This window comes from Acinetobacter sp. A22 (genome assembly GCF_030913345.1).
Classification (GTDB): Bacteria; Pseudomonadota; Gammaproteobacteria; order Pseudomonadales; family Moraxellaceae; genus Acinetobacter; species Acinetobacter junii.
In genome coordinates, this window is the sequence record NZ_CP133162.1 from 3,199,877 (window position 1) to 3,220,635 (window position 20,759).

Here is a 20,759-nt window from a genome sequence, read left to right on the forward strand (position 1 = left end):
CGGTTTAAAAAGGGATTGGTTCCGAAGAGGGTAATTCATTTATCTATCAACCAAGGACAACGCATGATTCAACATCTTTGGATGGATGTTGAGAAAAAATAAACTGGAATACACATGCAAAATGATCAAGACAAAAAGTCTGGATTAGCTCGTTTGGGTTATATCTGGAATGATTGGATATCTACATTTATCATTCTTGCTTTGTTGCTAATGACTTTGCTTATTGGTACTGGCGAAATGATTCACGGTCAGATGCTCCGTATGGGTGAGCGTCTTTACGGTGATCAAACTACAGGAATGCAGTACTCGTATTTACGAGCTGAACCTGAAAAACCTTCTTGTGATCGACATCCTGACATCGAAGCACAAGTTCAAGCGCAAATGAAAGCAAATGCTGCAGATGAGTTCGCAAGCATGTTTGGTGCTGCTTCTGAAGCAGATGTTCGTGCTTCTTTAATGGGTGCGCAACAACAGTGTGAAGAGAAATATCAATTTTACGATAAAGCTATGAAGCATTTGGAAGCACATCCAAGCATTCGTACATATCGTCAAGTTGAAACATCTTTCTTCGGTATCTTTAAGGTTGGATCGGAAAACCAGACTGTTCTTTTATTAGTTATGGTCTTGTTTACGTCGATTACAGCATCTTTGCGCTACCACCATATTGGTTTACGTGCGCCAAAAAGCAAAATTGACTATCGTGTTTACTCAACTTTGATGATCTTGGGTAATGGATTATTAAGTGCTTCTGTTTGGAGCCAATATCAGTCCTTACTCAATTCTGGTGTTGAAGTTACAGCTAAAACGATGGCGATTTCATGGTTATGGATTATTTTATTCGTAGTCATGACCATTATCAGTGTATTCCAATTATTCTTGGTCCCTAAAAATGCTCAAGAAAAAGGAAATGTTGGTTTAGCATTCTTAAGCGTACCTTTATATGCCTATATGTCACTTGTGACAGGTATTGTTTTTACCTTCTTCATGGATTATCCAATGGGGCAAGGTATTTACCTCGGTATTTTGGTTGAATTCTCAGGGATTTTCTTAAATCTAGCATTGTTCATTTGGGCAGGTATGTTGCTGACTCAAACGCGTGTCATGGATTTGTTCCTGAATATTTTACGTCCATGGAACTTGGCTCCAGAAACTTTAACTTGGTTAATCTTGATTGCAGCAGCGATTCCAACAGCATATACAGGTGCTTCTGGTATTTTCGTTATTGCAGCTGGTGCGATCATCTATAAAGAGGTTTGGAACTCTGGTGCACGTCGTCAATATGCCTTAGCGGTATCGGCAATGTCAGGTTCACTAGGTGTAGTGATCCGTCCTTGTTTACTTGTGATTTTGATTTCGATGCTTGATAGTCGTCATGTGACTTCAACAGAGTTATTTGATCACGGTATTTATGTCTTCTGGCTAACCGCATTTATTTTCTTAGGCGTTTCATTGATTCTTGCTGAAGAAAAATTCCGTGTGAATTCACCGAAAGTTGCTGTACCTGGTATGTTACGCGCGTGTATTCCTGTGATTCCTTATGTGATCATTGGTTTGGCCGTGGTGATGTTCTATAAGCTTGCTTTAGATACATCAATCAATGAATTTACAGCACCAATGATTCTTCCATTGGTATTAATCGCGATGATTTTGTTCGACAAATTATTTGCGGCTAAACATCCAGTACCAGTAACAGATCCTAAACATGAAGCTTTAGTTCGTGAGCATGAGAAAAAGTCTGAGTTCTTAAAGTCTCATGATCCACATGGCAGCAAAGGCTTTGGTTTTGGTGGGGCTTTACGTTTTGCAACATCAGAAACTGTAGGACATATTGGTGCATTGATCTTGTTGATGGCTCTGTCTGCAAGTGTTGGTGGTCTAATCGAACGTGCAGAAGTGGTTGAGTTATTGCCTACACACTTGGGCAATATCTATATTTCACTGGCATTTATTGCGCTTTTACTAGCAATTATTGGTATGACAACCGATCCATTCGGTGCGGTAATTCTTGTTGCTGCAACGATTGCTCCAGTGGCTTACGAGAATGGTATCCATCCAATTCACTTCTGGATGATCGTATTGGTTGCATTTGAGTTTGGTTATGTGACACCGCCTGTTGCGCTGAACCATTTGTTGACGCGACTCTCCGTCGGTGATGAAGAGGTTACGGCAGCTGATAAGGAAGCGAAAGAGAAATATACAAGTTTCTACTTCCGATATGAGCGTTGGTTATTACCTATTATCGTATTGTTCTCATCTTTAGTGTTGGTAACTTACGCACCATACATTTTCCAAATGTTTGGTTGGTATAAACACTAACTCTTATCGTAAGCGTCCGCTGAACACACCTTATGAATTCATCCTATAAGCCTTAATTTAGTCCCCACTTAAAAACAAGTGGGGACTAAAATTTATGACTACAAATCACCAGACATCCATCGCATCTCTTGCGAAAAAACGAAGAACATACAGTGCTGAATTTAAACAGCAGATCGTTCAGGCTTGTAAAGCACCGGACGTTTCAATTGCTTCGGTCGCTTTGCAACATGGATTGAATACAAATCTTGTATCCAAATGGATTCGCTTAATTGATGGTAAGCCAGGGAATGATCGCTCACCACTACCGAATAAACCTGCATTTATTGCCTTATCTTGCTCTGCACCATTAGATCCTACTCCTACTGACATGTTAAAGGTTCAAATTACTTTACCCCACTCAAAAGCAGAAATTGGCTTGAAATGGCAAGTATCAGAAATACCTGCCTTGGCAGAATTACTCAAGGCACTTGCAACATGATCCGCATTGATGAAATCTGGTTGTCTACTCAGCCCATGGACATGCGTGCAGGTATGGATACGACCATGGCTCAGGTGGTGAGAGCCTTTGGCTACATCAAACCGCATTGCGCCTACCTGTTCTGTAATAAACGTGGTCATCGTATGAAAGTGTTGGTACATGATGGACTGGGCATCTGGCTGTGTGCCCGGCGTTTGGAACAGGGTAAATTTCACTGGGCTCAAGTTCACCAAGGTGAAACCGTGGCCCTCAGCCCGGAACAGTTACAGGCACTGATCCAGGGTTTGCCCTGGCAGCGCATTGGACGACAGCAGGTAGTGACGATGCTCTAAACCAGGTTGGTGCATTCTGCTATTCTCCAAACGTTCTATTTCCTCTGCGTCATGACCTCAGGCATACTGCGGTCATGAATACGCTGCCTGACTTAAGCCAACTGACCCATGAACAACTGCTGGAATTCACCAGACAGTTGGCAATGCAGCATCAGTCTCTGGCACAATCAAATCAAGAATTAGAAAAATCAAACCAGCAATTAGATTCTAAAGTTCAACATCTTTCTATTCTCAATCAAAAATACGAGCATGAACTGGCGCTGTTTAAAAAGCACAAATTCGCTCAAAAGAATGAACACTTAACGGCAAAACAAATCCATCTGTGGGATGAAGCGGTTGAAGAAGATATTGCCGCGGTTGATCTAGAACTGGAACGGCTAAATGCAGATAAAACCAATGCAGCGACACACAAAGCCACAGTCAATAAACCTAAACGTCGACCACTGCCAGATCATCTACACACCATCCGTATTGAGCATGAACCAGCATCAACCCAATGCAGTTGTGGCTGCCAGTTACGTCGTATCGGCGAAGATATCAGTGAAAAACTGCATTTCAGACCGGCACAGTTCTATAAGGAACAGCATGTGCGTGGCAAATGGGTCTGTGATCAGTGTGACACCCTGACTCAGCAAGCGATGCCCGCCTATGTGATTGATAAAGGCATTGCTTCACCTGAACTGCTCAGCCATGTGCTGGTATCGAAGTATGCCGATCATTTGCCGCTGTACCGTCAGCGCCTGATCTATCAGCGGGCGGGCATTGATCTGTCCAGATCTACTTTATCTGACTGGATAGGTCGCTGCGGTGTGGAACTGGAACCTCTGGCCAATGCCTTAAAACAGGTGGTGCTGCAACAGCGGGTGATCCATGCAGATGAAACACCAGTCACCATTATGCGGATGGGTGATGATGAGAAAAAACCGAAGAAAGGTTATGTCTGGGCCTATGCCACTACACAGTACAATCCAGTTCAAGCGGTGATCTATGACTTTCAGGATAGCCGTTCAGGTCAGCATGCTGCAGAGTTCTTGAATGGCTGGCAGGGTTATCTGGTCTGTGATGATTACAGTGGTTATAAAGCACGCTTTAAATCAGGCGATGTCATTGAGGTGGGCTGCATGGCGCATGCACGTCGTAAATTCCATGAGCTACATGTGACTGGGAAAAGTCAGATCGCTGAACAGGCATTACTGATGATTCAGAAACTGTATGCGATAGAAGCCGAACTCAGGAAAAAGACCGATAGTACAGCAGAACACCGCCGCGAATACCGACAACAGCACAGCCAACCGGTGATGCAACAACTGTATGAATGGCTCAACCAACATTATCTGACGGTGCCATCGAGTTCTCCAACCGCCAAGGCCATCAATTACAGTCTGAAGCGTTGGCCAGCCTTAAGCCGCTATCTGGATGATGGCAATCTACCCATTGACAATAACTGGGCAGAGAACTCAATGCGCCCCTGGGCATTGGGCCGTAAGAACTGGTTGTTTGCAGGTTCGCTGCGCAGTGGACAGCGAGCGGCAAATATCATGACTTTAATCCAGTCAGCAAAGCTGAATGGGTTGGATCCGTATGCCTATCTCAGTGATGTGCTGAAAAGGCTGCCGACGCATAAAGCGACCCAAATAGAAGAATTACTGCCACATCGCTGGAAATCCAACTCAAATTAAAAAATAGGCATGGGGTTCAGCGGACGCTTACCTCTTATCTCCTAAAAAAGCACCTTCGGGTGCTTTTTAATTTGTGCTTTATTAGAGACTTTTTCTTTGCCTTTGACTCAAAGGACTACATAAAATAATTGCCAGTAATATTAATCCAAAACCGAATAAACTATAAAAATCAGGTGTTTCTTGCCAAAGAAAGAAGCCCCAAACACCCGCAAAAATGATCGCCATATAATTGACTGGTGCTATCTGTCCAGCTGGAGCAAGGCGATAAGCGTGAGACATAAAAATTTGGCTGACATTCGCAAGTATTCCTGCTGCAATAAGAAAAAAAAGTTCTTTCAAAGCATAAGGTCGCCAAACCCAAAACATCGGTATGGCTGAAAGTACGGAGCCGATCAAGCAAAAATAAAACACGATACGTTCTGGAGGTTCAGTTTTGGTTAGTGCTCTTACGGTTACAAATGCCATTGATGCAAGTAGGCTAGATGCTATGCCTATCGCAGATACCCAATTCCACAATCCTTGATCAGGTTTTGCAACACAAAATACGCCCAAGAATCCTAATGCAGCTGCCATTAACATTGCTTTAGTAATACGTTCTTTTAAAAATAGCCAAGCAATCAATGGAATAAAAATAGGTGAGGAATACGTAAATACCATGGCATTGGACAATTTCAAATGTGCAATCGCATAGAAAAAACCATACATTGCTGCAAGCCCAACCAGACTTCGCCAAGTATGCATCCACAATTTTTCTGTTTTAACAAAGCTTGTACCTTGTTTCATAATAAATGGTAGGAAAAGCATCAACCCAACGAAATTACGGAAAAAAACAATCGTGTAATTATCTACAGTTTGAGATGCGTATCTGATGCAGATGCCCATGATGGAGAAAAGAAAAGCCGAGATGGTCAGGCAGCTAATCGCTAAGAAGAGCTTACGATTAGGTTGATTCAGCGTCATAATCATTGTGAGAGCAAGGATGCAGCTTGTATTCTAAGCCTCTGCTGCCTTTAAAGAAATGTACGATTATTATTTTCGATTGAATTATATAAAGTAGAGAGGTTAAGACCTCACATTAAGGGATGAACTAAATCAAGCATGGCCAACAAATCATCGAAGACGTTAAGGCTATAACCCATTTTAAAGCCTTACTTATTTATGATTTATTTTGTGCTGCAAGTTGAGCTTCAAGAAGCTTAATTTGATCTTCTTTCAGTTTTACTAAAGTATCAACATCAGTGTATTGTTGCTTTAGCTCATTTTGCTGATCTTTAAGTTGTTGATGAATATCATCCAGTTTAGCAATTTCTTCTTTGGCTAAAGTGTCATTTGCAGGAATTGGATCTTTGATAATTGACTCTTCAACTAGTTGGATAGGTGCAGTAACTTCGCTTGCAGCTTGTACAGTTTCAGTCGTTTCGACTGGACGTGCTGACGGTGCAGCTTTACTAATCGTTGGCACCGTTGGTGTAACAGTTGCCTCATGATTTTTTTGAGATAGAAACCACTGTACTGCAAAAATCAGCACCACGACGATACTGATTACACCGATGATCATCCATAATAATTTAGAGTTTTCATTTTGATACGAGGACATCATTTTTTAACCTTTCTAGTCAAAATGACGAGGCTTGAATTGTATCACCCCAATTTCATCTGGCTCAGCGGGTTCAGCTGGTTCTACGTGAGTAGGACGCTGTTCACTATAAGCACATTCGATACATTCAATCCATTCGTCATCCACAGTGATGATCTTAACCACACGATCTAAGGCTCCACATTTTGGGCATTTAGCACCCGCGATGAACTGTCTTTTCATGTCAGTTAATTACATCCTGTGAACAATAATGACGTAGTTTAAGCGGTTTTATGCGTATTCGTCCAACCTTGATGACGTAATAATGCATCTATTTTTGGTTCTCTTTTTCGGAAATTGCGAAACGCATCAAGTGCTGTATCTTTTCCGCCAACTGCTAGAATAAACTTTCTAAATTCTTTTCCAGTCTCGGTGTTAAAAATACCTTCATTTTCGAAACGATCAAAGGCGTCGCTCGCCAAAACTTCCGCCCATTTATAAGAATAATAACCTGCTGCATAACCGCCAGCAAAAATATGACTAAAGCTGTGTTGGAAACGGTTATAAGGAACAGTCGGAACAACCGCAAATTTAGCACGAATTTCATCTAATGTAGTTTGGATTTGCTCGCTGTTTAAAGCGGGTGTTTGACGGTGAATGGTTAAGTCAAACAGAGCAAATTCAATCTGACGCAGAGTTTGCATACCTGACTGGAAGAAACGTGCATTCAACAAAGCAGATAGCAATTCTTGCGGTAAAGTTTGCTTAGTTTCAGTATGTTCGCTGAGTACATCCAAACTTTCATTATCCCAAGCCCAAAATTCCATGAACTGGCTTGGTAATTCAACGGCATCCCATGCAACACCATGCGTACCTGCAACTGAGATATTATCCACTTCGGTCAGCATGTGATGTAAGCCATGGCCAAATTCATGGAATAATGTAATCACTTCATCATGAGTCAATAGCGCAGGCTGATCGCCAATCGGTGGGGTAAAGTTACACACCATATAGCAAATTGGTTTTTGTAGACCATTGGCCGTTTGCACACGAGAACGGAAACCACTCATCCATGCGCCACCGCGTTTGCCGTTACGGGCATATAAGTCAAAATAGAAACCACCGACCACTTGACCTTGATCTTCAATTTCAAAATAACGTACATCATTTTGCCAAACAGGGGCTTGGCGTTCGATGATTTGAATACCATAAAGACGTTGAACGATTTGGAATAAACCATCCACAACTTTGGGTGCTGGGAAATACGGTTTAAGCGCTTCTTGAGACAAATTGAATTGTTGTTGTTTCAATTTTTCAGAATAGTAGGTTGAATCCCATGGTTTTAATTCTTCAACACCATCTTGTTGTGCAATTGCTTTCAGTTCAGCGATTTCAGCAAGGGCTGGTGTGCGGGCATGTTCTGCCAAGTCGACCAAAAACTTATCGACGGTATCAACATCAGGTGCCATTTTGCTAGCCAATGAATATTCAGCAAAATTATTGAAGCCAAGCAGTTGAGCCATTTCTTGACGCAAGCTCAGAATTTCTTCCATCACAGGGGTATTATCGAACGCGGTTTTGTCTGATTGTTCTGAAGCACGAGTCACGTAGGCTTTGTAGAGTTCCTCTCTAAGTTCTCGATCATCGGCATAGGTCATAATCGCAAAATAAGCAGGGAAGTCGAGTGTGGCAACGGCTTGCTCAAGCTCGCGTTGTTGGCCGTATTGCTTTAATAATTCAACACTACTTTGTGGTAAACCTTTGAGCTGTTCTTCGGTTAATGGTTTGAAGTAGGCTTGTGTTGCATCGAGTACATGGTTAGAAAAATCTGAAGATAATTGCGATAAACGTGCTGAGATTTCCGCATAACGTTTTTTGGCTTCGCCTTCGAGAGCAACGCCTGATAGTTTGAAATCACGTAAAGCGAGTTTAATTGCACTTTGTTGTGCTTCGCTCAGCGTTTGAAATACTGCACTATCATGAATATGTTGATAAGTTTGATACAACACCGTGTGCTGTCCAAGCTGAGTGTAATATTCGCTTAAACTAGGTAAAAGTGCCTGATACACCTCACGGGTTTCGGCATTGTTCATAACCGCATTGAGGTGTGACAAAATTCCCCATGATTCACTCATATTATTTTCAAGCTGATCGACTTCCGCCAAAGTTGCCAGTTGGTCTTCAGGAGCTTGTGGAACTTCATTGAGTTGATTTAAGAAGTTTTGACCATTTTGAATAGTCTGTTCAATCTGTTGTTTTAATTCTGCAAGTTGAATTTGATCAAACTGGGGAGTGGGGAGTGTCGCTTGCTGTAGTGTCATTGTATTTTTGCCATATTCATCTTTAAACATAGTTATAGATGTAGGGCTTAGCGGGGGAGAAATCAAGTGTAACTATGCTTCATCTCTTATATCTAGATTCATTTTTTATTTATAAACGCCTGTATGTGGTTTAGGATGGTGGCTGAAAATTTTGATAAGTAATTATAATTTAAAAGAAATTTTATCTTCGGTGTAAATGTCTTGATGAAAGCCGATTTCTTGCTAAACTCATGATCAAAGAAAATCTAACGAAGAATTTTTTGTAGCACGATGCGTAACTAGATAGGTTAAACCTAATCATGAGATTAAAAAGTATCAGTGTTTTTTTCTTAACTTTGTGTGTTTCTGCTCACTCCAGCGCTACGGTAAACAATGCGGTATATGTGGGCTCTAGGGGGATTGGAAGCCCTTCTGCCAATAGTCCAGCTTCGACGTTGTTCTTTCTTGTGTGTGGTGCTGGGGCACTCTATGTCTACTATAAATTATTCCTAAGCTGGTTTAAACGTAAGAAAAGTGGTGAAAAACCACAACGTTTATATGGGTTGGGGGATTGGGCAATCATGCTGGCGGTATTTGGGCTGTTAGCATTGTTTGCATCTGGACTCACTTTTGAAATACTGAGTACTTTTGGTGGGAAAGAATTGGTAGGGCAGATTTGGTATCTTGTCTTATTGGGCTTTTGGGGAGTACTCGTGTTTTTTGATAGAACTTAATTTAAGAAAAGCTGAAACTCTAAAACAGAAAGAGAGCCGAAGCTCTCTTATTTTATGAATTATTCACTCTTTGCTTTTGCATTCGACTTTTTCTTTTTTATTTTTTTCTTTGCCTTTTCTTTATTTTCGGGCTTAGTCGAAGCTTTTTTAGCAGGTTTTTTAGTATAAGAACTTGGTTTGTTCTTATCCTTTTTCTTACGCACAGGCTTTTCACCATCTTCACTTACTTTGGATGCCGTTGGTGCCTTGCCAAAAACTTCTTCTGTAGTGGCTGCTCGAGTTGATGTTGTACGCGGTGCTTTTTGACGAATCACACGACCTAAATGAGTGAGTTGTTGTACCAATTGGAAGTCGATTTTACGTTCTTCCAAATTCACACCTGCCACTTGAATTTTTACTTCATCACCGAGGCTAAATGACTGTCCACGATTCTGACCAATTAGACTTTGGCTAGCTTGATCATAGAGGAAGAAATCTTCACCCAGCTGGCTGACATGAATCATGCCATCTACATAGAGGTCTTTTAAGGTAACAAATAAGCCAAATTCTGTTACTGCACTGATGATGCCGACAAATTCATCACCTAAATGCTGTTGCATATAGTGGCATTTTAACCAGGTTGTGACACTGCGTGATGCTTCATCAGCACGACGTTCAGTTTGAGAGAAATGCTCACCCGCATCATCTAGTGCTGCACCTGAAAGAGGGTAAACCTTTTTATCTAAATAGGCTTTAATCGCACGATGCAATAATAAGTCAGGGTAACGACGAATTGGTGAAGTAAAGTGCGTATAGGCTTCATATGCTAAACCGTAATGCCCAGAATTCTTGGCACCGTAATACGCTTGCATCATTGAGCGTAATAACACAGCATGAATGCTTGGCGCATCTAGGCGATCTTTGGTCGCTTCAATAACACGTTGATAATCAGCCTGAGTAGGTTGTTCTGGGAATGGTAAACCAAGCAATTTTACGAAATCACGAACTTTCTGGATACGTGAAAACTCAGGAGCCTCATGTACACGGTAGAGCATTGGGATGTCATGTTCTAAAGCATATTCCGCAGCAGCGACATTGGCTAATAACATACATTCTTCAATGAGCTTATGCGCATCATTACGTGAGCGAGGCAGGATTTCTTTGATTCCACCTAATTCATCAAAAGTCATGTAGGTTTCGATGGTTTCAAATTCCATCGCATGACGCTTAGCACGTAACTCTTTGAGGGTCTGATAAAGCTGGAAAAGAGTATTTAGTGATTTATGAATAGTTTTATCTTCAGGGATAGCATCGGTTACTCCCTCAAAATATCGACCAACTTGTGTGTAAGTCAGACGCGCTTTAGAATGCATTACCGCAGGATAGAATTCATAACCTGTCACTTTTCCAGCACGAGATAACTTTAAGTCACAGACCATACATAGACGATCTACATGTGGATTTAAAGAACACAAACCATTTGATAATGCTTCAGGAAGCATCGGCAAGACAAAGTGTGGGAAATAAACTGAGGTACCGCGTTCTTCTGCTTCTTCATTTAAAGGTGAATCTAAACGAACGTAATGGCTTACGTCAGCAATCGCAACAACCACACGATAACCACCACCTGAACGTTTTTCAGCATAGACAGCATCATCAAAGTCTCGTGCATCTTCACCATCAATAGTAACTAACGGTAAGTCACGTAAATCAACACGACCTTTAATATCTTGTTCTGAAGGTTCTTTAAAGCTTTCAGCTTCTTTGATTACTGCTTCAGGAAACTCATAAGGCAAGCCAAATTCTAAAATAGTCTGCGGAATGATAATCTCTGTATCTGCTTTATCTGCCATGGATTGAACGACATGACCTGTTGCCAATTCTTCACGGGTCGGGTAGTCATCAATCGCAACACGTAGCATATCGCCAACTTTGGCATTGGCATGCTCAATTAATTCTTTTTCTAAAGTAATCGGTTGGTGCTGATTCGGATTACTCGGTTGAATAAAGTATTCACCTTCATGCTCAGCGACTTTACCAATAATCTGTTTGACACGACGTTGTACAACTTCAGTAATAAAACCCCAAGGTTTACCTTTGCGATCAACTGAAGTCTGACGTACTTTAACGCGATCGCCGTTAAAAACGAGTCTTAATTCACGTTCAGGTAATAGCACATCATCGTGTCCAGCAATATTCGCTGTACCTAAACCTTTACTATTAATATAAACCGTTGCTTCGTGTGTTGGTAAATCTGTTGCAGGTTGATATTTAAAACCATCCTTCATGAGCTGACCATCACGTACCATTGCGCTTAAGCGATGATTTAACGCATCAATACTTTTTTGATCTGGTAGGTTGAAATGATCAACAAGTTCCGCATGAGATTTTGCAGTTTGTAATTGTTCTAATGTAGTTAAAATAAGAGTTCGGCTAGGAATAGGATTATCGTAACGTTCAGCTTCTGCTTTTGCTTCGGGATCAACCCAATTATTAGTCATATCGTTCCATTTCACATCTGGCAGATCACTTTAGCATAAGTCATCCAAACTTGGACTGCACGTCAAAGATTGCAAGATTCTGTTTATGTAAATGATCTAAATAAATAAAGAGAAGACTATCTTAACAAGCGTTGGACGAAAAAATGCTGAAAAAATACAGAAATTGTTTAAAAAATATTTGATTGATTTAAAAAAGATGAAAAAAACAGGATCATCCCTTGTGTAATGTGGTTTTAGTTTGTATTATTGCGCTCGTGTTACGGTGAGATGGGTGAGTGGCTGAAACCACATCCCTGCTAAGGATGCATACGGGTAACTGTATCGAGGGTTCGAATCCCTCTCTCACCGCCACTTTACTTAAGGCGCTCATAGCTCAGCTGGATAGAGCACTTGGCTACGAACTAAGGGGTCGGGAGTTCGAATCTCTCTGAGCGCACCAAGTAAAGATTAAAGTAACACATGCCGAAATAGGCACATAAGTAATGCGCTCATAGCTCAGCTGGATAGAGCACTTGGCTACGAACTAAGGGGTCGGGAGTTCGAATCTCTCTGAGCGCACCAACTTAAACAATTAACCGCTTAATCGCGGTTTTTTTGTGCCCAAATTTTGAAGATATTTATTTTACAGTATATTTAAATAGCAAAGGCCGCTAATGATAGCTGCCTTTGTTTTCAATTTAAGCTTTTAGAATAAGCTTAATGAATGGAAGAGATTGTCTGATAAATTAGTTAACGATGTTTGTGGAGTCACAGTTTCAGTTAATGGTGCAGTTGAAGTACTTGTATCCGTAACTGAAGTAAGTATAGATGTCGAACCTGTGATTGCAGTCAAGATACTATCAACACCGCCATCACAACCACAATCATCACCACTTTCAACGCTTAAGCTAATCAAGCTACTAATACTTTCAAACGTACTATCGCTAAATATCGCAGTAGAGCTTTCTTGAACACTATCAATTACAGAGTTACCACTACTGATAATCGTTTGTGTTGGCTCTGATACTCCGAGAATAATACTTTCACTATTAAGATCAAAACCTATATCACTACAGAATCCATCAATCGCACCTGTGATTGGATCTAGAGAATCACCGTTCAGGCTTTCACTGATTGTTTCTGCAAGATTTGTGATCTCACCTAATGCTCCACCATTCAAATCACCTGTGATGCTACCAAGTAAATCTGTAATCGTGCTCAATGATTCATCAGCGTTTGTAAATTCACTTACAGTATCTGTGATCATTTCAAGAGGAGAACCGTCAGTACCGCCAGTAATGGTATCAATCACACCTGTTACAGGGTTGTCACCTAAGTCACCACCTCTGAAACCTTCGATCGCATCAGTCACCATTTCAAGAGGTGAACCATCCGTACCACCAGTGATGGTATCAATCACACCTGTTACAGGGTTATCACCTAAGTCACCACCCGTGAAACCTTCGATTGCATCAGTCACCATTTCAAATGGAGAACCATCAGTACCGCCAGTGATGGTATCAATCACACCTGTAACAGAATCCATCGCACCATCAAAATCAGCGCCAGCGAGATCAGAGATCGTTTCTAAAGAACCATTCACAGTATCGCGAGAAGTTTCAAAAGTGAGTGTGCCTAAACTTGCAGCATCTGAGATTGGGTTTTCAGCTTGATGAATAGTGTTGATCGCATTATCAGCTAATAAATATTTAGGTGTTAAGGTTTTTAGCAATGTGTTTTTATTTGAATTTAAGATTGATAGGCGAATCTATCACCATTTGACGACGATAAGATGAAAAAACGCTTATCAATATGAAAAAAGTGCGTATAATGCCCCCTATCAAATATGCGCTCATAGCTCAGCTGGATAGAGCACTTGGCTACGAACTAAGGGGTCGGGAGTTCGAATCTCTCTGAGCGCACCAATTTGAAGAATTAACCGCTTAGCAGCGGTTTTTTTGTGTCTAAAATTTATGTTATTTGCATAATAAGTTTATAAATCCAAAAACTGAATCTGTTGCAAAGTTCATAGCAAAAAAAACAACAGTGATAGTGTGCCAAAATTAATTTATGTTCTAATAGGGCACGTCTTTCAAATGTAAGAAATAAGAAATGTCTGAACAACGTCCAACACTATCACTGCGTTATTATCTCAATTTAGAAGAGTCTCAAGATGGTTTTGCTTTAGTGACTTTTGGCAAGAAAACGATCACTCGTTTTCTGACACCAGTGATTAGTATTGCAGTGATTCTATGGGGATTCTATTTAGGTTTAACGGGTGTTGGTCGTTATTATGTTGCATTGGGTGTTTTTTTCTTGCTTATGCAAGGGTTAATGCGTTATTGGTTATTACCATTGCTGTTTAAACGACAATTTGTTCGTTACCAGTTTGGCAAAAGTGAACAGGGAATTGATTTATATCAAGACCAATTTGAGCTTTACGCAGCAGGGAAAAAGCAAATAGTACAATACACAGAGGTTCAATCTTTTGCGATTGGAAAGCTGACGTATATGTTGGAGTTAAAAAACCATACTGTTGTTATTGTGCCTAAACGCGCATTTACAGATTCTATTGATCAAAATAAGTTTGAAAATAGCTTTAAAAAATAAATTTTTCATCGGTTATAAAAGCAAGGAGCTTTCATGAGTACACATCCTTCAAAAATTGTTTGTGTGGGTCGAAATTATGCAGAACATGCAAAAGAATTAGGAAATGCTATTCCAGATCGCCCGATTTTATTCATGAAACCTCCAAGTAGTTTAGGTTCCTTAGAAAAAGGAATTGATTGGAATAAAGCATTGGGTGAATGTCACTACGAATGTGAAATCTGCGTACAAATTGCACATCCACTTTCAAAAGAAACTGACATCTCAAAGGCATTAGAAGCCGTAGGTGCAATTACTTTAGGTTTGGATTTGACTCTTCGTGATCTGCAAAGTGATTTAAAAGAAAAAGGGCAGCCTTGGGAGCGAGCAAAAGCATTTGATGGCGCTTGCTTGCTTGCGGAATGGATTGAGATTGATGAAATTGGCGATTTGCAAGAGCTAGAACTTATTCTGATGATCAATGGAGTTGAACGTCAACATGGATTTAGTCGCGATATGCTATTTGATATCGGCGCTTTGTTAGTTGAGATCAATCAATCATTTAGTTTAAAAACTGGTGATGTGATTATGACAGGTACTCCAGCAGGTGTAGGGGCATTGAAACCCCATGATAAATTGACAATGAAATTGATTACTCAGACTGGTGAGTATGATTGGGATACTTTTGTCAAAGTGTAATGCACGATCTTATGGCATTGATTTGAATGAATTAATGCCATTTTTTACATAAAGAATGAAAAATAAAATGAAACTGTGTTTTTTCCTTGTGATCTTATTGATCATAACTATCAGTCATAGCAAGCAGCTGGCTTTAAGTTTTGATGATGGGGTCAATCCTGATCTAAATCCGAATGCCCAACAAATTAATCAAAGAATTCTAGAACAACTTAAACAAAATCATATACGAAGTATTGTTTATCCAAGTGTAATTAAAATCGGTGATTATAAAGGCTTGAGCTTGGTTGCCGCATGGGGAAAGCAAGAGCATAAAATCGGTAATCACAGTGAATTGCATTCCAATTTAAACAAGGAGCAGGTCACAACGCAGCAATATATTGATCAAATTTTCAGAGCCGAACAAGTATTTAAACCATTGACTGGTTGGGTTCCCAGGTATCGTTATCCGTTTTTGAAAGAAGGCAATATCATAGAAAAAAGAGATGGAGTTGCGCATTATTTACAACAGCAGGGTTATGAATCAGGTGCTGTGAGTATTGATGCTAGTGACTGGTTTTATAATTTAAAATATCTTTCTTATACTAAAAATGGACAAACAGCTGAGCTTGAAAAATTAAAGAATGCTTATATTGATCATTTATTGGATCGAGCAAATTATTATGATCAATTGGCGATACAGACTGTCGGGTATTCTCCAAAGCATGTATTGCTACTTCATGTAAATGCAATCAATGCAGCATTTCTCAATGATGTAGTCGAGGCATTTAAGCTGCATCAATGGCAATTTATAGATAGTGAAACTGCTTACCAAGATCCGATATATCGATTAAAAACAAATGTTTTGCCAGCAGGGGGAAGTATTGTTTGGTCTTTAGCTAAACAACAAGCCAAGATTCAGTTGCGTTATCCTGCTGAAGATGCGCCATATGAACTTGAGCGACTAAAACGGTTTGGTTTGGAATAAATTTAGCGTCCTTGATAGTATTTTCTAAACTGATCAGGGGTGTAATTCATCCAACGTTTAAACATATAAATAAAGGCTGATGAACTTGCATAACCTAAGTCTAGAGCAATACTTTCAATCGTGTAACCTTGATTTAATAAAGACATCGCTTTCATTACCTTTAAACGTTGTCGCCATTCGTGTAAGGACATCCCGAGTTCTTTTTGACAATGTCTCGCCAATGTTCTTTCAGTCATATTTATCATCGCTGCCAGCTCAGCTAGAGTGCTGTTGTCAGCAGGATGTAAATGTAGGTGATTTAATATTTGAGCTAAAGCAGGGTGCTCTGTACTGGGTAAATAACTCCCGATGATTTCGGCATGGGTTAAGGTATCAAGTAGAACATGCAATATTCGCAAATATTCCGGATCGTGATCTTTAAAAGCATATTTTTGTATATGTTCAAGTAGTGCCGGCACCAGTGGTGCGGTCAGTAAAATTCCTGCCCGTTGAGGCATTTTTTCACAAAGTGATTCATGAACATAAAGGGTGCAATGCGTTACATCATTTCGATTCACACCACTATGTTGAGTATGTGGCGGTAACCAAATCCCATACGGTGGTGGAGTGAGATAATGTACCTGATCAATATTTACTTCTAAAACACCATCAAAAGCATAGATAAACTCTCCCCAAGCATGCGCATGTTGTGGATAAACCGTTGCAGCAGGTGCATCGCGTATGCTGAGCCACAGAAGTTCAGGTATTTCGTTATAAGCAGGGAGTTCCTGAAAATCTTGAACTCGCTGTGCTGATTTTTTCATAGAAAGAATTGCCTGAAAACACACATATTTTGTCTATTTTTCACTATATCATTAAAATACGACAGTCTTATAGTGGTTCAATATCGTGTATATGGAGCTTGCTATGGACGAGCGTAAAGCCCTAGATCAGACAGCCTCAAGTCTAATGATCGTATTGTGTATGGTTTGGGGGCTACAGCAAGTTATTTTAAAAATGGCAGCTTCAGACATCAGTCCTTTGATGCAAATTGCTTTGCGATCTGGGTTAGCAGCATTACTTTTATTGCCGTTGGTGTTGCTTGATCAAAAAAGTCAATTAATGAATCCCAAGAACCTGAAAGCTGGAGCATTAGTCGCTGTTCTATTTTCTCTAGAATTCTTTTTACTCGCACAAGCACTCCAGTTGACTTCTGCTTCGCATGCAGTTGTTTTGCTTTACACAGCCCCTATCTTTGTGGCGCTAGGTTTACATTGGAAGTTACCATCTGAGCGCCTAACGCTATTGCAATGGACTGGCATTGGTATCGCTTTTATCGGCATTGTGGTGACTTTTATTCGTCCACAACAGATAGGGGCCAATACATTTCAGCAACAGATGTTATGGGGAGATTTATACGCCTTAGCTGCGGCAATTGCCTGGGCGGCCACTACAGTTACGGTACGTTTATCCTCTTTGGCACAAGCTGCAGTCACCCAAACTTTATTTTATCAGTTGGCTGGTAGCTTTATTCTGTTGCTAGGTTTGGCATTTTTCTTGGGACAAGCAGTTGTACAGTGGACACCATTAGTAATAGGGAGTTTAGCTTTTCATACTTTGATCGTGTCTTTTGCTAGTTTTTTAGCATGGTTTTGGTTATTACGAAATTATTTAGCCTCTCGACTGGGAGTATTTTCATTTCTCACTCCTTTGTTTGGAATCATATTTGGCGTATGGCTGTTAGATGAGAATATAGAAGTAAATTTCATTTTTGGGACGGCATTGGTATTACTTGGAATTTTAGTTGTGAGTTTGCAGGGATGGTTGAGGAAATAAAAAGACCTCCGAAGAGGTCTATTCAATTATTTTTGTTCAAAAATAGTTGAAAGTGGGATGGAGAGTTTTGCTGCTAAGTAGTCATTACTTTCCACTAGCGATGGCCCAAGGCGTTCAATCCATTCATCGTCTTCATGAATATTGGCAACATCATGGCGTAATGGCAATGGATACGGTAGAGCTGTAAAAAAGCTCCAAAAATCGACTTGTGCTAGATTTCGTACCAGAACATATTCATCCGTATCAGTGCGTTTAATCAGGTTTTGCTTTTCAAGCTGAAGGATGTAAGAGGGTAAACGACCAAGCTCACCACGACCAATAATATTGAGTAGCTCTTGCTCGCTAACACTTTCACCGATTTGTTGCTTACGGTAAAACAATTCTAAAATATCCAATAACATCAAAATTGGATGGCGCTTTTTTTCTTTACCAGAATGAAAGGCGGTGAGTGCATAACTTACTTCTACACCCAATAAAATGATATTCCAAGACAAATAGATCCAAAGTAGAAAAATAGGAACTGCTGCAAAAGCACCATAAACGATTTCATAGCTGGTGAAATTACTCATGATCCAGCCAAATAAATGTTTTAAAATTTCAAAAACGGTCGCGCTGAAACATGCCGCAATCACAGCTGAAAAAATTGGTACCGTCCGATTGGGGATCGTCCAATATAAAATGAAGAATCCGACAATGGTCAAAATAAAGGAAATGAGCCATAAAATTAACGCACCATCAAGCTGATAACCTGCAAAGTTATTACTTAAAACATTCATTGATGCGACAGTTGAAGAAAGTACAAACGCACTTCCCAGCACAATTGGACCTAATGAAATGATTGTCCAATAGCGCATAAAGCCGACAAGACCAGTTCGTGTTTCTTTGACACGCCAAATGCGATTAAATACTGTTTCAATCGAAGTCAGCATTAAGACTGTGGTCACAAATAAAAACAACACACCAATCACAGTCAAATTACTGGATTTTTCAGTAAATGCATTCAGGGCTTTGTCAAAGGCAATCGTGCTTTTAGGTAAAAAATTACTATAGATCAGTTGTTGTAACTGTTGTCTTGCTGGCTCTAATGCTTTGATGGAGGAAATAATGACTAAAAAAACTGTCAACATCGGAACAACAGCAAAAAGGGTCGTATAGGTAAGTGATCCAGCTTGCTCTCGGCATCGGTCAGCCTCAAAACGTCGTAACACAAATACAATAAATTGAAACCATGTTTTCTCTAAAAACGCTCGGTTTTTTAGATAACGGTCTAATATCATGGGTTCTATCCTAATTATTTTTAATCAAATCCTATGCATACATAGGAATTACTACCGCGAAAAGTATAAAAAATGTCGTATAGTGTTCTTTTTAACAAAATACTTGAAAGCGATGCAACCTTACGTTCTTGTACTTTATTACAGTAAATATGGTTCAACCAAACAAATGGCACATTTGATTGCTGATGGTGTAGAAGCAACTGGGGTTAGAGCTCGTATCAGAACAGTCCCCAATCTTGCTACTGTTGTGACTCAAGCTGAAGCAAGTATCCCTAGTGAAGGCGACATCTATTGTACTTTAGATGATTTAACCCACTGTTCTGGTTTGGCGCTTGGTTCACCAACTCGTTTTGGAAATATGGCAAGTGAAATGAAATATTTTTGGGATCAAACGACCAGCTTGTGGTTGAATGGCGCATTACATAATAAACCTGCCTGTGTATTCACCTCTTCTGGTTCGATGCATGGTGGACAGGAAAGTACATTACTAACAATGCTACCTCCTTTGTTTCATCACGGCATGATCATTTTAGGTCTACCTAATTCAATCCCTGCATTATCAAATACCAAAACAGGTGGAACACCTTATGGGGCGAGTCATGTTAGTGGGCCGCGTCATGATCAGAGTTTAAGCCAAGATGAAAAACTCTTGTGTGAAGCTCAAGGTAAGCGTTTGGGTGAAGTGGTCAATGCATTATCGGTTCAATTATAAGTTTTCAAAGTTAATAAAAAGGGAGCATTTGCTCCCTTTAATTATTTTTGGTGGTGTTTCAAAAAGTATGCTGACATTAAATGAAGCCATTATTGATGTAAAAAAAGGTTAAGTCGAAAGCTTTAAAATGGTTTTCAATCTTTTTTGAAAAATTACAACTCCTTCTAAAACCGCGCCTAATTCGATGCCTTATTTTGCAATTATTACCTTCAATACCTACAGTAAAAAATTTACCAATACTTTGCTCGCAGTTTTTAAAAGCAGTTATGAAACTGTCCCAATGATCACTTGCAATTCGGGTGTAGTGAATACCTAATTGTTTAAGCTTTGTCTTCAATCGTTGAACTGTAGCTAAGTCTCTTTTACCCCAAACATAAGCAACAATCTCACCTGTTTCTCGATGGTAGGCGTAAATAAGCCATTGTTTATTATTTTTATTTCCCACAAAAGTCCAAAACTCATCAACTTCAAGAGACTCATAATGACTTTGTTTAGGCTGAATTTGGTAGGTCGATTCGGTTAAAGTACGTAAAACTTTACCGATACTGATTCGCTCAACTTCAGCGATATCTCGTATACCACTACCTCTGACCATCAACTGTAATATTTTTCGAGTAATGCCTGAATTACATCCTAGATAGCTCAGAGCATGGTCACCAATAAACTGACGTTTACAGTCTTTGCACTGATAGTTTTGTTTCCCATCTACTTTGATGCCATTTTTCTTTATACTGTCACTGAGGCAGGTTGGACATTTGATTTCTAGAGTTATTCGCATTTCTCTATTTTATCAAAATTCAACCTGCTTTGTTTCAGCATACTTTTTGAAACA

19 protein-coding genes and 4 tRNA genes are annotated in these 20,759 nt (G+C 40.0%); 14 read left to right on the forward strand and 9 right to left on the reverse strand.

The features are described from left to right. The first annotated feature begins 114 nt into the window (after positions 1 to 114). The 4 genes from Q9Q86_RS15655 (at position 115) to Q9Q86_RS15670 (ending at position 4,805) form a co-directional block, all read left to right on the forward strand. Positions 115 to 2,316, forward strand: a complete 2,202-nt coding sequence (locus Q9Q86_RS15655) for a TRAP transporter large permease subunit (RefSeq protein WP_004964292.1) — start codon at positions 115 to 117, stop codon at positions 2,314 to 2,316. 94 nt (positions 2,317 to 2,410) lie between these two features. Further along, the gene (locus tag Q9Q86_RS15660; RefSeq protein ID WP_148699016.1) at positions 2,411 to 2,794 is read left to right on the forward strand and encodes a transposase; all 384 of its coding nucleotides are present in this window, start codon (positions 2,411 to 2,413) and stop codon (positions 2,792 to 2,794) included. A 20-nt stretch (positions 2,795 to 2,814) separates the two neighbouring features. Next, entirely contained in the window at positions 2,815 to 3,126 is a 312-nt protein-coding gene (tnpB, locus tag Q9Q86_RS15665; protein WP_158319084.1) for an IS66 family insertion sequence element accessory protein TnpB, read from the forward strand. A gap of 74 nt (positions 3,127 to 3,200) precedes the next feature. Beyond that, positions 3,201 to 4,805 carry an IS66 family transposase gene (locus tag Q9Q86_RS15670; RefSeq protein ID WP_305156059.1) on the forward strand — a complete coding sequence of 535 codons (1,605 nt, stop codon included), beginning with the start codon at positions 3,201 to 3,203 and terminating at the stop codon, positions 4,803 to 4,805. An 81-nt stretch (positions 4,806 to 4,886) separates the two neighbouring features. On the opposite strand, the gene Q9Q86_RS15675 is transcribed toward Q9Q86_RS15670, so the two are convergent. From Q9Q86_RS15675 to Q9Q86_RS15690, 4 genes are all read right to left on the reverse strand, one after another. Then, positions 4,887 to 5,765 (reverse strand): DMT family transporter, encoded by an 879-nt coding sequence (locus tag Q9Q86_RS15675; protein ID WP_039908708.1) that lies wholly within the window; start codon positions 5,763 to 5,765, stop codon positions 4,887 to 4,889. Positions 5,766 to 5,961: 196 nt separating this feature from the next. Continuing rightward, positions 5,962 to 6,405, reverse strand: a complete 444-nt coding sequence (locus Q9Q86_RS15680) for a hypothetical protein (protein ID WP_171293864.1) — start codon at positions 6,403 to 6,405, stop codon at positions 5,962 to 5,964. Between the two features lie 12 nt (positions 6,406 to 6,417). Further along, complete coding sequence (locus Q9Q86_RS15685) at positions 6,418 to 6,624, reverse strand: YheV family putative metal-binding protein (protein ID WP_004909296.1); 207 nt, start codon at positions 6,622 to 6,624, stop codon at positions 6,418 to 6,420. A gap of 38 nt (positions 6,625 to 6,662) precedes the next feature. After that, positions 6,663 to 8,702, reverse strand: coding sequence for a M3 family metallopeptidase (locus Q9Q86_RS15690; protein WP_112987652.1), 2,040 nt, complete (start codon positions 8,700 to 8,702; stop codon positions 6,663 to 6,665). Positions 8,703 to 9,001: 299 nt separating this feature from the next. On the opposite strand from Q9Q86_RS15690, the gene Q9Q86_RS15695 reads away from it, so the two are divergent. Continuing rightward, the gene (locus Q9Q86_RS15695) at positions 9,002 to 9,415 is read left to right on the forward strand and encodes a putative four-helix membrane protein (RefSeq protein ID WP_023013747.1); all 414 of its coding nucleotides are present in this window, start codon (positions 9,002 to 9,004) and stop codon (positions 9,413 to 9,415) included. Between the two features lie 59 nt (positions 9,416 to 9,474). Here the strand turns inward: Q9Q86_RS15695 and rnr are convergent, their stop codons facing one another. Further along, positions 9,475 to 11,895, reverse strand: a complete 2,421-nt coding sequence (rnr, locus tag Q9Q86_RS15700) for a ribonuclease R (RefSeq protein WP_112987651.1) — start codon at positions 11,893 to 11,895, stop codon at positions 9,475 to 9,477. Between the two features lie 261 nt (positions 11,896 to 12,156). Here rnr and Q9Q86_RS15705 point away from each other — a divergent pair. From Q9Q86_RS15705 to Q9Q86_RS15715, 3 genes are all read left to right on the forward strand, one after another. Continuing rightward, positions 12,157 to 12,246 (forward strand) — tRNA-Ser (locus Q9Q86_RS15705). 11 nt (positions 12,247 to 12,257) lie between these two features. Further along, positions 12,258 to 12,334: transfer RNA gene (locus Q9Q86_RS15710), tRNA-Arg, on the forward strand. Positions 12,335 to 12,379: 45 nt separating this feature from the next. After that, positions 12,380 to 12,456, forward strand: a tRNA-Arg gene (locus Q9Q86_RS15715). A gap of 124 nt (positions 12,457 to 12,580) precedes the next feature. Here Q9Q86_RS15715 and Q9Q86_RS15720 read toward each other — a convergent pair. Beyond that, positions 12,581 to 13,606 (reverse strand): hypothetical protein, encoded by a 1,026-nt coding sequence (locus Q9Q86_RS15720; protein WP_112986934.1) that lies wholly within the window; start codon positions 13,604 to 13,606, stop codon positions 12,581 to 12,583. Positions 13,607 to 13,722: 116 nt separating this feature from the next. Here Q9Q86_RS15720 and Q9Q86_RS15725 point away from each other — a divergent pair. The 4 genes from Q9Q86_RS15725 to Q9Q86_RS15740 all read left to right on the forward strand — a co-directional run bounded on the left by Q9Q86_RS15725 (position 13,723) and on the right by Q9Q86_RS15740 (position 16,123). Beyond that, positions 13,723 to 13,799, forward strand: a tRNA-Arg gene (locus Q9Q86_RS15725). A gap of 187 nt (positions 13,800 to 13,986) precedes the next feature. Next, positions 13,987 to 14,484 carry a YcxB family protein gene (locus Q9Q86_RS15730; RefSeq protein ID WP_112986935.1) on the forward strand — a complete coding sequence of 166 codons (498 nt, stop codon included), beginning with the start codon at positions 13,987 to 13,989 and terminating at the stop codon, positions 14,482 to 14,484. Positions 14,485 to 14,517: 33 nt separating this feature from the next. Next, on the forward strand, positions 14,518 to 15,159 hold the full coding sequence (locus Q9Q86_RS15735) for a fumarylacetoacetate hydrolase family protein (RefSeq protein WP_112986936.1): 642 nt from the start codon (positions 14,518 to 14,520) through the stop codon (positions 15,157 to 15,159). A gap of 67 nt (positions 15,160 to 15,226) precedes the next feature. Further along, positions 15,227 to 16,123 (forward strand): polysaccharide deacetylase family protein, encoded by an 897-nt coding sequence (locus Q9Q86_RS15740; protein ID WP_171293856.1) that lies wholly within the window; start codon positions 15,227 to 15,229, stop codon positions 16,121 to 16,123. A gap of 2 nt (positions 16,124 to 16,125) precedes the next feature. On the opposite strand, the gene Q9Q86_RS15745 is transcribed toward Q9Q86_RS15740, so the two are convergent. Next, entirely contained in the window at positions 16,126 to 16,926 is an 801-nt protein-coding gene (locus Q9Q86_RS15745) for a helix-turn-helix domain-containing protein (RefSeq protein ID WP_042893202.1), read from the reverse strand. A 103-nt stretch (positions 16,927 to 17,029) separates the two neighbouring features. Here Q9Q86_RS15745 and Q9Q86_RS15750 point away from each other — a divergent pair, with 103 nt between their 5' ends. Then, positions 17,030 to 17,938, forward strand: a complete 909-nt coding sequence (locus Q9Q86_RS15750; protein WP_112986938.1) for a DMT family transporter — start codon at positions 17,030 to 17,032, stop codon at positions 17,936 to 17,938. Between the two features lie 26 nt (positions 17,939 to 17,964). On the opposite strand, the gene Q9Q86_RS15755 is transcribed toward Q9Q86_RS15750, so the two are convergent. After that, positions 17,965 to 19,215 carry a YihY family inner membrane protein gene (locus tag Q9Q86_RS15755; protein WP_005403234.1) on the reverse strand — a complete coding sequence of 417 codons (1,251 nt, stop codon included), beginning with the start codon at positions 19,213 to 19,215 and terminating at the stop codon, positions 17,965 to 17,967. Between the two features lie 112 nt (positions 19,216 to 19,327). Between Q9Q86_RS15755 and wrbA the strand changes: the two genes are divergently transcribed. Beyond that, a complete protein-coding gene (gene wrbA, locus Q9Q86_RS15760; protein WP_112986939.1) occupies positions 19,328 to 19,927 on the forward strand; it encodes an NAD(P)H:quinone oxidoreductase in 600 nt (199 codons plus the stop codon). 76 nt (positions 19,928 to 20,003) lie between these two features. On the opposite strand, the gene Q9Q86_RS15765 is transcribed toward wrbA, so the two are convergent. Continuing rightward, positions 20,004 to 20,705, reverse strand: coding sequence for an IS1-like element ISPa14 family transposase (locus Q9Q86_RS15765; protein WP_004678526.1), 702 nt, complete (start codon positions 20,703 to 20,705; stop codon positions 20,004 to 20,006). Positions 20,706 to 20,759: the final 54 nt, after the last annotated feature.